At 59.6% G+C, this 13,832-nt stretch carries 11 protein-coding genes and 1 pseudogene; 4 read left to right on the top strand and 8 right to left on the bottom strand.

The features are described 5' to 3' along the window. Window positions 1-12 precede the first annotated feature (12 nt). The 7 genes from upp to ACXAH8_RS00030 form a co-directional block, all read right to left on the bottom strand. The gene (gene upp, locus ACXAH8_RS00060; RefSeq protein ID WP_170374268.1) at window positions 13-645 is read right to left on the bottom strand and encodes a uracil phosphoribosyltransferase; all 633 of its coding nucleotides are present in this window, start codon (window positions 643-645) and stop codon (window positions 13-15) included. Then, window positions 642-1,628 carry an adenosine deaminase gene (locus ACXAH8_RS00055; protein ID WP_170676674.1) on the bottom strand — a complete coding sequence of 329 codons (987 nt, stop codon included), beginning with the start codon at window positions 1,626-1,628 and terminating at the stop codon, window positions 642-644. Before ACXAH8_RS00055 ends, upp begins: the two co-directional genes overlap by 4 nt. Beyond that, on the bottom strand, window positions 1,625-2,836 hold the full coding sequence (locus tag ACXAH8_RS00050) for a phosphopentomutase (RefSeq protein WP_475215127.1): 1,212 nt from the start codon (window positions 2,834-2,836) through the stop codon (window positions 1,625-1,627). The genes ACXAH8_RS00055 and ACXAH8_RS00050 overlap by 4 nt, the downstream gene beginning before the upstream one ends. After that, entirely contained in the window at window positions 2,833-4,140 is a 1,308-nt protein-coding gene (locus ACXAH8_RS00045; protein ID WP_475215125.1) for a thymidine phosphorylase, read from the bottom strand. Before ACXAH8_RS00045 ends, ACXAH8_RS00050 begins: the two co-directional genes overlap by 4 nt. Before the next feature lie 4 nt (window positions 4,141-4,144). After that, a complete protein-coding gene (locus ACXAH8_RS00040) occupies window positions 4,145-4,537 on the bottom strand; it encodes a cytidine deaminase (protein ID WP_475215124.1) in 393 nt (130 codons plus the stop codon). A gap of 83 nt (window positions 4,538-4,620) precedes the next feature. Further along, complete coding sequence (locus ACXAH8_RS00035; RefSeq protein WP_475215122.1) at window positions 4,621-5,724, bottom strand: cupin domain-containing protein; 1,104 nt, start codon at window positions 5,722-5,724, stop codon at window positions 4,621-4,623. Next, complete coding sequence (locus tag ACXAH8_RS00030) at window positions 5,687-6,373, bottom strand: hypothetical protein (protein ID WP_475215120.1); 687 nt, start codon at window positions 6,371-6,373, stop codon at window positions 5,687-5,689. The genes ACXAH8_RS00035 and ACXAH8_RS00030 overlap by 38 nt, the downstream gene beginning before the upstream one ends. A gap of 181 nt (window positions 6,374-6,554) precedes the next feature. Between ACXAH8_RS00030 and ACXAH8_RS00025 the strand changes: the two genes are divergently transcribed. The 3 genes from ACXAH8_RS00025 to ACXAH8_RS00015 all read left to right on the top strand — a co-directional run bounded on the left by ACXAH8_RS00025 (window position 6,555) and on the right by ACXAH8_RS00015 (window position 12,487). Continuing rightward, window positions 6,555-8,828, top strand: a complete 2,274-nt coding sequence (locus ACXAH8_RS00025; protein ID WP_475215119.1) for an NADP-dependent malic enzyme — start codon at window positions 6,555-6,557, stop codon at window positions 8,826-8,828. 268 nt (window positions 8,829-9,096) lie between these two features. Next, on the top strand, window positions 9,097-10,986 hold the full coding sequence (prpE, locus tag ACXAH8_RS00020; RefSeq protein ID WP_475215117.1) for a propionate-CoA ligase PrpE: 1,890 nt from the start codon (window positions 9,097-9,099) through the stop codon (window positions 10,984-10,986). 61 nt (window positions 10,987-11,047) lie between these two features. Beyond that, window positions 11,048-12,487, top strand: coding sequence for an amidase family protein (locus ACXAH8_RS00015; protein ID WP_475215115.1), 1,440 nt, complete (start codon window positions 11,048-11,050; stop codon window positions 12,485-12,487). Window positions 12,488-12,743: 256 nt separating this feature from the next. Here the strand turns inward: ACXAH8_RS00015 and ACXAH8_RS00010 are convergent, their stop codons facing one another. Next, entirely contained in the window at window positions 12,744-13,550 is an 807-nt protein-coding gene (locus ACXAH8_RS00010; protein ID WP_475215113.1) for an NAD kinase, read from the bottom strand. 122 nt (window positions 13,551-13,672) lie between these two features. Here ACXAH8_RS00010 and glyA point away from each other — a divergent pair. After that, window positions 13,673-13,832 (top strand): annotated as a pseudogene (gene glyA, locus ACXAH8_RS00005) (serine hydroxymethyltransferase); the annotation flags it as partial.

Below are 13,832 nucleotides of genomic sequence, written 5' to 3'. Positions count from 1 at the left end.
TCGTGATCGTGCTTACTTGGTGCCGAACATACGGTCTCCGGCATCGCCGAGACCGGGCATGATATAGCCTTTCGAGTTCAGTTCACGATCCAGCGCGGCGGTAACGATATGCACGTCTGGATGGGCCTCTTTCATGCGGGCAACCCCTTCTGGTGCCGCCAGCAGGCAGAGGAACAGGATCTCGGTCGCGCCCGCCTCTTTCAGCAGATCAATCGCTGCGGCCGAGCTGTTGCCGGTGGCCAGCATCGGGTCTACGGCGATGACCAACCGGTCTTTCAGGCCCTCTGGCGCTTTGAAGTAATACTGAACGGGTTTCAGCGTTTCTTCGTCGCGGTAAAGCCCCACAAACCCCACGCGGGCCGAAGGGATCAGTTCCAGCACCCCGTCCAACATCCCGTTCCCGGCGCGCAGGATCGAGACCAAGGCCAGTTTTTTGCCAGCCAGAATGGGCGCGTCCATCTCCTCCATCGGGGTTTCGATATGGCGGGTGGTCAGCTTAAGCTCGCGGGTCACCTCATAAGCCAGCAACAGCGTGATTTCCCGCAGCAGCTGACGGAATTCGGCGGTCGAGGTCCCTTTGTCCCGCATGAGCGTCAGTTTGTGCTGCACCAGCGGGTGGTCAACGACGGTCAGGTGTTCGCTCATGTGTTCTCCAGTCTTTTCTTGACCCGCGCACGGGTGTCTTCATCGCAAAAGGCGGCGTTCAGGGCCGTTTCATTCAGGGCTTCGAAGTCTTCGGCATCCCAATCAAAGGCTGCCTGCAACATCTCATATTCACGCCGCATAGTGGTATGGAAAAATGGCGGGTCATCCGTGGAAACGGTGACTTTCGCCCCGGCGTCGCGCAACCGCGCAATCGGATGCGCAGCGAAATCCGGGTAGAGACCCAGAACCACGTTTGATCCTGGGCAGACCTCAAGCGTGACATCCCGGTCGATCAGTTCATGCACCATATCGGGGTCTTCAATGGCGCGCACGCCGTGGCCGAGACGTTCAACAGACAACTCGCGCACCGCGTCGCGCACGCTCTCAGGGCCGCCGAACTCACCTGCGTGAGAGGTAAGGCGCAAACCGGCCTCGCGGGCGCAATCGAAAGCCCATTTGAAATCGCCCTGAGTGCCGATGGATTCATTGCCCCCCATACCGAAACCGGTGATCCAATCGCCTGCGGTTTCAGCGGCGCACCGGGCGCTGATCTTGGCCTGGTCCGGGCCGAAATGGCGGACACAGGTGACCACGCCGCGCAGAGTGATGTCGAACTTGCGCTCGGCTTCATCGGCGGCATCCTGAATGGCGTTCAGATAGTCGCGCCACGCGTGAAGATCACCACCTCCGCAGAAATCGGGGCTGAGGAAGGTCTCGGAATACACCACCCCATTGGCAGCACTTTCCTCAAGGATCGCCAAGGTCAGACGGCGGAAATCCTCGGGCGATTTCAGAACTTCACACGCGGCCTCATAGACGCTGAGGAAATGGGCGAAGTCGCGGAAGTCATAGCTGCCATCGGGCTTGAAGATGCCGCTCAGATCGATGCGTTTTTCATGCGCCAATTGCCGGATGAATGCGGGCGGCGCAGCGCCCTCATGGTGCAGGTGCAATTCGATTTTCGGAAGGTCTGCGACACTCATAGAAAGCTCTTTCCCGGCCCTTGCGCCGGTACACTCAGGTGATGGGCAACGCTGGCGGCGACATCGGCGAAATGGATTTGACCGAGCTGGCCTGACCCTTTCCCGGCCACCAAGACCGGCACCTGTTCACGGGTGTGGTCGGTGCCGATCCAACTGGGGTCATTGCCGTGATCCGCGGTCAATACCAACATGTCATCCGGACGCAACTTGGGTAGGATGGCTCCGATTTCCCGGTCAAACCACTCCAGTGCACAAGCATAGCCGCTTATATCGCGACGATGACCGTAGAGGCTGTCGAACTCGACGAAATTGGCAAAGGTCAGGCTGCCATCCTCGGCCTCATCCACCAGGTCGGACAGATGCCCCATCAATTCGGCATCGGAGCCTTTGCGCAGCGTGTCGATGCCCTGCATCGAAAAGATGTCTCCGATCTTGCCAACGGCGTGCACCCGGCGGCCTGCGTCCTGAACCCAGTTCGTCAGCACGGGCGCGGGCGGCAAGATGGCAAAGTCCTTGCGGTTCGTTGTGCGCGTGAACCCCGCATCAGACGAGCCGACGAAGGGCCGCGCGATGACACGGCCCACCTTCATCTCATGCAGACGCGGCGCGAGCGTTCGGCACATCGCAAGCAGGTGATCGAGGCCAAAGCTTCCCTCATGCGCGGCGATCTGAAACACGCTGTCAGCGGACGTGTAGCAGATCGGCCAGCCGGTGCGCATATGCTCGGCCCCAAGTTCGGCAATGATGGCTGTTCCAGATGCGTGGCAATTGCCCAGAATACCCTCGGTCCCCGCAGCTTGCGCTGCTGCTTGACTCAGATCGGGAGGAAATGCGGGCTGTGTGTCGGGAAAATAGTGCCAGTCCCACGGCACCGGCAGCCCCGCCAGTTCCCAGTGGCCCGAAGGCGTATCCTTGCCCGGCGACAGTTCGCGCGCGCATCCCCACAGGCCAGTCGGTTGAGCCGCCAACCCCGGCGTTGTGTCGCCCGAAGCCAAACGCGTCGCAGCACCCAATCCCAGCGCATCGAGATGAGGCAGCGCAAGCGGGCCGCTGCGCCCGTCCTCAGCCCGCCCCTCGGCACAGGCTTGCGCGATGTGGGCCAGGGTGTTGGCCCCGGTGTCAGGCACCTCCCCGTTGAAGAACGCGCCTGCATCAGGTGCTCCGCCGATACCGACCGAATCCATCACGACGAGAAAGGCGCGGCTCATGCAGTGATCCTCTCATGCACCAGATCGGGCACGGCAACCGGAGTATCTCCGATCGTTAACGCCGCCAATACGCTCTGGGTCGCCTGAGCCGCCGCGTCCTCACGCGCCGCGTGAACAGCGGCCAATGGCGCGCCTTTGGTGATCCGCTCGCCTAGCCGTACCATGTTTGACAAACCCACCGCCGGGTCGATCACATCGCTTTCCACTTGACGCCCTCCGCCAAGCGCCACCACGGCCAGCCCCAAAGCTTCGCCGTCAATGGCCGTGACGTATCCGTCACGCGAGGCTGCCACCTCGGTGATCACGCTGGCTTCGGGCAGGAATCTTGACCACGTATCAACAAATTGCACTGGGCCTCCAACGGCGGCCATCATCCGACCAAACCGTTCTGCGGCGCGGCCATCCCGGATAATCTCCGCAATTTTGGCGCGGCCCTGATCCATCGTTTCAGATATACCCGCATCCGCCAGCAACACCCCACCCAACTCGGCAGAGATTTCGGCCAGAGGAGACGCCCCCCCTTCGGTCAGAACCTTCATGACCTCGGCCACCTCCAACGCGTTGCCCAGCGCCGAGGCGAGTGGTTGGTTCATATCGGTAATAACGGCCGAGGTTCGGCAGCCGGCAGCGTTAGCAGTTGCGGTCAGCGCCTGAGCTAGCTCGTGCGCGTCTTGAATGGTCTTCATGAACGCGCCACTGCCGGTTTTGACATCCAGCACAAGTGCATCAGGACTCGCCGCCAGTTTCTTGGACAGGATCGAGGCCGTGATCAGATCGAGGCTTTCCACCGTCGCCGTCACATCCCGCACCGCATAAAGACGCTTGTCCGCAGGCGCGATCTGCCCCGTCGCGCCGACAATCGCAGCCCCGGTGTCGCGCAATACCTGCGCCAGACGCTCTTGCCCGATCTGAGTGGTGACGCCCGGAATCGCCTCAAGCTTGTCCAGCGTACCGCCCGTATGGCCCAAGCCACGGCCCGAGATCATGGGCACATAGGCCCCACATTCGGCCAGAGCCGGAGCCAAAATCAGGCTGACGCAATCGCCAACACCGCCTGTGGAGTGTTTGTCGATCACCGGGCCATCCAGGTCCCAGCGCAACACGTCACCACTGTCTCGCATTGCAACGGTCAGGTCAGCACGACCCTGCGCGCCCAGCCCGCCCATGCAGACGGCCATAGCAAAGGCGCCAGCCTGCGCGTCACTGACGCTGCCATCGGCCAGACCTTGGGCAAACCACGCAAGCTCCGGCCCGGTGGGCACTTCGCTTCGGCGCAGTTTAACGATGATCGAACGGGCATCCATGCGATCAGCTATCCTGCATATGCGAGGCGTCAAATGCGCCGGGCAAAAGCTGTCCGATCGTGGTTTCCAACTCGGCGCCGTCGGTTGTCGCCAAGGTGACCTTTACATCCCGCGCGCCAAACTCGGCCAGTTTCTGACGGCAGCCACCACAAGGCGGCACTGGTTGCGGGCTTTGAGCAACGACATAGACCTCAGCCAGCTCGGTCTCGCCCGAAGCGACCATGGCGGCAATTGCGCCCGCCTCGGCACAGGTGCCTTCGGGATAGGCCACGTTCTCCACGTTGCATCCAACATAGAGCGTACCCGATCCCGAGAGGATCGCCGCGCCTACCTTGAATTTCGAATAAGGTGCGTGGGCGTTTTCGCGGACCTTCAAGGCGGCATCTTTAAGCGACATGGCGATTCCCCATTTTTGATCAGTTGGTCAGAAATTCAGACCCTACCGGAAAACGAGGGGCGAATAGAAGCCCCACCGCGCATTTATTCCAGAACCGTCTTGAACACCCCCGGCAACGTCACCTCGAGCAGTTCAACATCGTCAGAGGGCTGCGACAAGCGTGTGCGCATCCCCGGTGGTATCACAAAGGCATCCCCCTGCTCCAGTTGATAGGGGTCACGGCCTTCGCCCTCCAGAGTGACTTCTCCGTTCATGACGAAGGTGAAATGGATGTCAGTGTCGTGGCTGGCCCAGACCGGCTCGCCCTGCCCGCGCCGGACGACCTGAACACCGGCAACGCCCTTAGTGTTCTCAGCAATTGTGGTGTCGCGGCAGATATAACCCGGCAGTCGGAACGGCACCCAATCCGCATCTTTCGCCTGGTTGTAAACAAAGCGTTGCCCCTGCCATTCCCGGTCGGGGCGCAGATGCGGCGTCGGCAGTTCCATCTCGTGATCTATTTCGGTGACATGTTCGGCTGGCACGCCGATCTCGATCACCTGCACATTGTCCGAGGCCTCAAGCACGCGGTGGCGGATTTCCGGCGGTTGGATAAAGCAATCCCCGGCGGTCAGACGCAATTTGTCGCCCTGATCTTCGTAAACGACATCGACCCAGCCATGGATACAGAAGATCAGCTGGAACCCGACCTTATGGAAATGCACCATATCCGGCACGGGGCCACCATCGGGAATGCGGATATGGCTGGCAATGATCGACCCGCCCAAACGATCCGGCACCAGATCGCGATAATGCATCCCGGCCCGCCCGATGATCCACGGCGCCTGATCCTTGAGCCTGCGCACGACAAAGGAATGCACCGTTTCGGGCATCACTAGCGGGGGGTCGAGGTCCTCGATTTCGATACGTGTGCCGTTCGGAGCGACCAGAACCCGGTCGCCGTTGGCAAACGCCTCAGGGTTTTCGGTCAGAATGCGCAAGGTGCCGGGGGTTTCGGGCGCGTCCTTCTCGATCCGCACCCTTAGGCCATGGCCGGAAAACACGGCAGTTCGAGGATCGTCAGCAGGATAGATCATATCCATCTGCATCCCCAACACCTTGGTGTAGAATGGAATATCGTCGCGCAGCTCCTGCGTCGGCAAACGGATTTCAGCGCGGGTGTTCGCCGCGTGCGCTGTCTGGGTCATGCAAGCTCTCGTCAGTCGGTTCTTTCGGCCATCCGATCAGAACCGACGCCAGAATGCCAATCGAAAAATACATCTCGAGCGTTTCTTCCAGAACAAATAGCCGCGTCTTCATAACCGAGGACATCGTGGCCTCATACAGGCCCGAGATTTCTTCGAGTCCCTGCGCCACAACTGCAGCCAGCCCGGCCAACACGAAGATCGCCAGGAAGGGCGCCTGAACCCTGATCGCCCGCCACGCATTGGGAATGCCATGCCACAGCACGCCCCCCAGCACGACGATCGCTAAGGCGGCACGCACCATTGTCATGTCCAGCAGCCCGTCCAAGCCGCTCAGCACCGCGAATGGCACAGAGCCTTCCGCATAAATATCCGCCTCAAGCTCACGCTCCGCCAGAAGCAGGCACCCCACGCCGATATAAAGCCGTGATAGCCCTCGATATTTGACCAAGGCCACTACCCCAGCTGTAAACAAGCCAGCCGCCGAGATCGTCTCGATCAATCCGCCTTCCTGGTTGAACACCTCAGCCTGCAACGGGAACAAGGCAATACACCCGAGGATCAAAGCCGCAACGCCGAGCGCAACCCAGAACCAGAACCGGTCCACCCCAAAGCGGAAACGGGATGGCGTGAACACCTCGGAAGATGTCATTTTGAGGTCGTTGGGCATTTTGGGAATCTCAGAGCAATTCGCAGGAGTTTGCGGTTTGTAAAAATTTTGCGACAATTAATCAAGGAAACGGTCGGGTTTTGCCAAGCTTCAGACGCGGCATAGCCAAGTCGAAAAAAATAGTTTAAGGCTAAATCAAATTTTGCAGGGAGCTTTACCGCCGATGTCTGACACACCCAGCTTGCGGCAGGCCGCGCTTGACTATCACGCCCATCCCAAGCCCGGAAAGCTTGAAATCAAGGCTACAAAGCCGATGGCAAACGGCCGGGATCTGGCCCGCGCCTATTCGCCTGGCGTGGCCGAGGCCAGTCTTGAGATCAAGGCCGACCCCTCGAACGCGGAACACTATACGGCGCGCGGCAATCTTGTGGCCGTGGTATCGAACGGGACCGCTGTTCTGGGTCTGGGCAATATCGGTGCCCTCGCCTCGAAACCGGTGATGGAGGGTAAGGCCGTCCTGTTCAAGAAATTCGCCGGGATCGACTGCTTCGACATCGAGGTCGACCAGCCCGACCCCGAAAAACTGGCCGATGTCGTCTGCGCGCTGGAGCCGACCTTCGGTGCAATCAACCTTGAGGACATTAAAGCCCCCGATTGCTTCATTGTCGAAAAGCTTTGTCGCGAGCGCATGAACATCCCCGTTTTTCACGACGACCAGCACGGAACCGCCATTGTTGTCGGAGCCGCCGCCCGCAATGCTCTGCACGTCGCCGGCAAGAAGTTCGAGGACATAAAAATCGTTTCGACCGGTGGTGGAGCGGCCGGGATCGCCTGCCTCAACATGCTTGTCAAACTTGGCGTCAAGCGAGAGAATATCTGGCTGTGCGACGTTCACGGGTTGGTCTATGAGGGTCGTGCCGAGGATATGAATCCGCACAAGGATCAGTTCGCCCAGAAATCCGACCTTCGAACACTCGACGACGTGATTGGCGGCGCAGATCTGTTCCTTGGCCTAAGCGGCCCGAATGTTCTGACGCCCGAGATGGTCGAGAAAATGGCCAACCGCCCGATCATCTTCGCTCTGGCCAACCCGACGCCCGAAATCCTGCCCGAAGCCGCGCGTGAAGTCGCGCCTGATGCGATCATCGCGACTGGACGCAGCGATTTTCCCAATCAAGTCAACAACGTGCTATGTTTTCCATTCATCTTCCGCGGCGCATTGGATGTCGGCGCAACCGAGATCAATGACGAGATGCAGATTGCCTGCGTCGAAGGCATTGCCGAATTGGCCCGCGCCACCACAAGCGCCGAGGCCGCCGCTGCCTACAAGGGTGAGCAACTGACGTTTGGCCCGGACTACCTGATCCCTAAACCCTTCGATCCACGCCTTGTGGGGATCGTATCTTCGGCGGTCGCCAAGGCCGCAATGGAGAGCGGCGTTGCCAAACGTCCAATCGACGACCTTGAGGCCTACAAGGAAAAGCTGAACCAGACCGTCTTCAAATCTGCCCTTCTTATGCGCCCCGTGTTCGAGGCCGCCGCAGCCTCAAGCCGCCGGATCGTCTTCGCCGAGGGCGAGGATGAGCGCGTATTGCGCGCCGCGCAGGCCATCCTTGAGGAAACAACCGAAACTCCGATCCTGATTGGCCGCCCCGACGTGATCGAGGCCCGTTGTGAGCGTCTGGGTCTGGTCGTCCGTCCTGGCAAGGATCTGCAGATCGTGAACCCGGAAAACGATCCGCGCTACTACGACTACTGGAACTCATACCACCAGATCATGCAGCGCCGCGGCGTCACACCCGATCTGGCCAAGGCGATCATGCGCACAAATTCCACCGCGATTGGCGCAATCATGGTTCACCGCGGCGAAGCCGACAGCATGATCTGTGGCACGTTCGGTGAGTACCGCTGGCATTTGAATTACGTCGAACAGGTTCTGGGCACGCCTGACCTGCGCCCACATGGGGCTTTGTCGCTGATGATTCTCGAGGACGGCCCTCTATTCATCGCCGACACTCATGTACGGCAGTTGCCTAATCCGGCGGAACTGGCCGAGATTACCCTGGGCGCAGCCCGCCACGTGCGGCGTTTCGGGCTTGAGCCCAAGATTGCATTCTGCTCTCAGTCGCAATTTGGCAACCAGGCCGAAGGCTCAGGCAAGCGACTGCGTGAGGCAATTGCCATTCTGGACAGCGAACCGCGCGACTTCACCTATGAAGGCGAGATGAACCTGGACACGGCCCTCAACCCCGAACTTCGCGAGCGTATTTTCCCCGCCTCACGCCTTGAGGGTGCCGCGAATGTCCTGATCTTCGCGCATGCGGATGCCGCAAGTGGCGTGCGCAACGTTCTGAAGATGAAAGCCGACGGAATCGAAGTTGGTCCGATCCTGATGGGCATGGGCAACAAGGCACATATCGTGACCCCTTCGATCACCTCCAGAGGCTTGCTGAACATGGCAGCAATCGCCGGCACGCCCGTAACCCACTACGGCTAGAGCGGCTAGATCAACGCCAGATATCCTGTGGGTGTCCGGCTGTCCGACTCAACCAATACCCTTTGCACCAATAAATTTGCAGGTTTGCAAAATCCTATTTTGAACCTGCTAAATTCCATAAAATCTTGAGGTTTGCAAAAATTTGCAGGCTGTTTTCGGCCATCCTGCAAATATTTTGCGATAAACTGACGCGCCGTCACTCGCGCCGCTTGCCCACTGCCCTATCGCTGCCTAACAACAATTTCAGTGATTTTGGGAGGAGGGCCTGATGGCATATCAAAACGTTTACGATAGCTGGAAAAACGACCCCGAGGCGTTCTGGATGGATGCCGCCAAAGGCATTGATTGGGTCTCGGCCCCCAGCAAAGCCCTTTTTGCCGACAACGCCCCTCTGTATGAATGGTTCAGCGATGCGCAGGTCAATACCTGTTGGAACGCCGTCGACCGCCACGTGGAAAATGGGCGCGGCGAACAGACCGCCATCATATATGACAGCCCAATCACCCATACCAAGCGCGAAATCTCGTATGTCGAGTTGCGGAACCGAGTGGCAACACTGGCCGGTGCGCTGCGCGCCAAGGGCGTTGAAAAAGGCGACCGCGTCATCATCTACATGCCGATGATCCCCGAAGCGCTCGAAGCGATGCTGGCCTGCGCCCGTCTAGGCGCGGTGCATTCGGTGGTGTTCGGCGGCTTTGCCAGCAACGAACTGGCTGTGCGGATTGACGATGCCAAGCCCAAAGCCATCATAGCCGCCTCCTGCGGGTTGGAGCCGGGCCGCGTGGTTCACTACAAACCTCTGCTGGACGGTGCCATCGACCTGGCCAGCCACAAGCCCGAGTTCTGCGTCATCTTCCAGCGCGAACAGGAAGTGGCACAGCTGATCGAAGGCCGCGACTTCAACTGGCATGGCTTCCAATACGGCGTCGAACCTGCCGAATGCGTGCCGGTCGCGGGCAATGATCCGGCCTATATCCTTTACACCTCGGGCACCACGGGAGCGCCCAAAGGCGTTGTGCGTCCGACCGCCGGGCATCTGGTGGCGCTGAACTGGTCGATGAAGAATATCTACAATGTCGATCCGGGCGATGTGTTCTGGGCCGCCTCGGATGTGGGTTGGGTCGTTGGGCACTCCTACATCTGCTACGCCCCGCTGATCCACGGCAACACTACCATCGTGTTCGAGGGCAAACCCGTCGGCACCCCCGACGCAAGCACCTTTTGGCGGGTGATCTCCGAACATAACGTGCGCAGTTTCTTCACCGCCCCCACCGCGATCCGCGCCGTCAAGCGTGAAGACCCCAAGGGTGAGCTGATTGGGAAATACGACCTGTCCGGTCTGCGCGCCATGTATCTCGCAGGTGAACGCGCCGACCCCGATACGATCACCTGGGCGCAGGATGCGCTGAACGTTCCGATCATCGACCACTGGTGGCAGACCGAGACCGGTTGGGCCATTGCAGGCAACCCTCTGGGGATCGAGGAACTGCCCATCAAGCTGGGGTCACCGGCCAAGCCGATGCCGGGCTACGACGTGCAGATCCTCGACGAAGGTGGCCATCCGATGAAACCGGGCGAGCTGGGTGCAATTGCGGTTAGGCTGCCGCTGCCTCCGGGCACTTTGCCGACGCTGTGGAACGCCGAAGAGCGGTTCAAAAGCTCGTACCTGAACCACTTCCCCGGCTACTATGAGACCGGCGATGCGGGCATGATCGACGAGGACGGTTACCTTTATATCATGGCGCGCACCGATGACGTGATCAACGTCGCGGGCCACCGCCTGTCAACCGGTGGGATGGAAGAGGTCCTGGCCGCCCACCCCGACGTAGCCGAGTGCGCGGTGATCGGTGTGTCGGACCAGTTGAAAGGCCAGATGCCGGTGGGTTTCCTGTGCCTGAATACCGGTGCCGACCGCGACCATGCCGAGGTTTCGAACGAAGTCGTCAAGATGGTACGCGACAAAATCGGCCCGGTGGCTGCCTTTAAGCTGGCCGTGGTGGTGGACCGCCTGCCCAAGACCCGCTCGGGCAAGATCCTGCGGGGCACCATGGTGTCGATTGCCGATGGCAAAGAGTACAAGATGCCCGCGACCATCGACGATCCCGCCATCCTGGACGAGATCAAGGACGCGTTACAGACGATTGGTTACGCTCAGTAGCGCGCGCCCTCTTGCAACCTGAAACAGGCCCCTTACTGTCTTGCTAAGACAGTGAGGGCCCATGACTCAAAGCAAAATCTGGAAACTCAGCGCCACTGAGCTGACCACCCTGACCCGCAACGGCGATGTAAGCGCTGAAGACGCCGTTGCCTCCTCCATCTGTCGCATGAATGCCGTCAATCCCGATCTGAATGCTGTGGTCGAGGATCTGAGCCAGCAGGCCTTGAAACGCGCGCGCGCCTTGGATCAAGAGCGGGCGGCCGGGGCACCGACCGGGCCGCTGCATGGGGTGCCGGTGACCATCAAGATAAATGTCGACCAAAAGGGCCACGCGACGACAAACGGGGTCGTGGCGCTGAAGGATGTCATCGCCCCTAATGACGCGCCGGTTGTGTCAAACCTTCAGAATGCCGGGGCTATCGTGATCGGTCGCACCAACACGCCCGAGTTTTCCTTCCGCGCCGACACCGACAATCCGCTTTATGGGCGCACGCACAATCCCTGGGGTCGACATATCTCGGCCGGAGGGTCATCGGGCGGTGCCGGGGCGGCCGTCATGGCCGGGATCGGCGCGTTGGCGCATGGCAATGACATTGGCGGAAGCCTCAGGTTTCCGGCTGCCGCCAACGGGGCGGTGACAGTCAAACCCGGCCTTGGTCGCGTCCCCGCCTGGAACCCCAGCCAAACGACCGAGCGCGGAATACTCGCCCAATCCATGTCCGTTCAGGGCCTGATCACCCGGTCCGTAGCCGACCTGTCCCTGTCGATGCCCAGCCTGATCGCCCCAGACCCTCGAGACCCGTTTCATGTACCCCTGCCGTGGCGGTGTGAGGCTTTGGACACCCCGATCAAAGTGGCCTTTACCAAGAACACATTCGGATACGCTCTGCACCCAGAGGTCGAAAAGGCGTTGGACACTGCGCGCGACGCGCTGGTCGATGCGGGCTATCAGGTCGACGAGGTCGATCCCCCTGATGTCTTCGAATGTGGTCGCATCGGGTACCGCACCTTGATGGGCGAGGTTCTGACCCTCCTGAAATCCGATATCCAAGCGGCCGGTTCCCAAACCATCCAGGATATCTTCGAGGTCTATTTTCAGGAATTCCCGCCCATCGTCGAGACTGAGCTGCTGCGCATGCTCGCCAAACGCAGCCACTATGCCCGTGAATGGTCCCTCTTCCTTGAAGATTACCCTCTGGTCCTATCACCGTTCCTGCCTCAACCCTTTTTCAAGCCGGACCGAGACACCGAAGGGGCCGAAGGCGTGCATGAGGTTCTGGGCTGCGCGGTCTATTCCTATGCGATGAACTTCCTTGGCCTGCCCGCGGCCTGCGTTCCGGCAAGACTGGCAGAATTGCCCAAAGGCCTGCAGCCCATAAATGTACAGATCGCAGCGCGTCGTTGGCGTGAAGATCTGGCGGTTGATGCGGCGGCGGCGATCGAGGCGCGAGTCGGGCAGATGTGCAAGCCTCTTTGGGAACAAATGTCACCCTCCGGCTGATCCCAAAAAAATCGACCCCGGGTTTTTGTGCCCGGGGTCCGCTTGCTTAAATATGCCTGGATTTCAGATAACGAGCGTGGCACCACCCACCCTCGCCAGCGCAAAAAATGCGCAAGTATGTCGAAAACGCTGTTTGGTGGCCACTCACTCCCACCTAAGCGTGTTCTCCAGGCAAGATCACAATATCTGTCCTACGCTCACCCGCATGTGAACTTGTTCACACAAGGCTAAATTAATTTCCAAAACTGACGAAATTCTAAGTGAATTGTTCGGAAATCAGACGTTCTTCAAGGCCATGTCCGGGATCGAACAGAATACGATGGGTGATTTCGGATTCCGAGCAGATTTCGACCCAATCAATGTCAGGAAAGGAAATAGAATCGGCATCGGCCATCACCGGGCGCTTGTCTGCATCCAGAACATCTAGACGAACTTTCGCGGTTTTGGGCAGCAAGGCTCCGCGCCACCGACGGGGTCGAAATGCAGCAATCGCGGTGAGGGCCAGCACATCCGCCCCGATCGGCAAAATCGGACCATGGGCCGAGTAGTTATACGCTGTCGATCCCGCAGGCGTAGACAGAAGCGCGCCGTCACAGACCAGCTCTCCCATCCTTTCTCGACCATCGACGCTGATCTTAAGACGCGCCGCTTGCGGACCTGCACGCAACAAAGAGACCTCGTTAATTGCCAGCGCCTCATGCATTTTACCGGATTGATCCATCGCGCGCATGGCCAGAGGGTTGATGACCTCCACCTCGGCGTCATCGAGACGTTCCAAGAGATCGGTATCAGAATAGGTGTTCATCAGGAACCCGATGGTCCCGCGGTTCATCCCGTATACCGGCGCATCAAGGTGCTGCATGTTCTTGAGCGTACGCAGCATGAACCCATCGCCGCCCAGCGCCACCACCACATCCGCATCGCGTGGCGCGGCATTTCCGTATTTGGCGACCAGGACCTCGCGGGCTGATTGCGCGACTTCAGCCTCGCTTGCGAGAAAAGCGATTCTCTTTTTCATTTTTTCCGGTTTCCGGTGCTGCACATTTGGTTCCGAAACAAACATACCTTTCCCCAATAGGCCAGAGTTGACGCCCACGCCGTGCAATTCGTCGCTTTAAAGCTGTTGCCTCTGCAGGGTTTCCGATAGGAAATCCGCAAGCAATACCCCAGACATTTGGAGCTATCATGAACGCCAATCTCCGTGACACAGGTTTTTTCACCCAGTCTTTGTCGGACCGTGATCCTGAGCTTTTTGGCTCGATCACGTCCGAGCTGGGCCGTCAGCGCGACGAGATCGAGCTGATCGCGTCGGAAAACATCGTCTCTGCCGCCGTGATGGAGGCGC

Source organism: Ruegeria sp. ABV3_008 (assembly GCF_056161185.1).
Note: the sequence above shows the minus strand (reverse complement) of the source record. Positions and strands in the feature narration are given on the sequence as shown.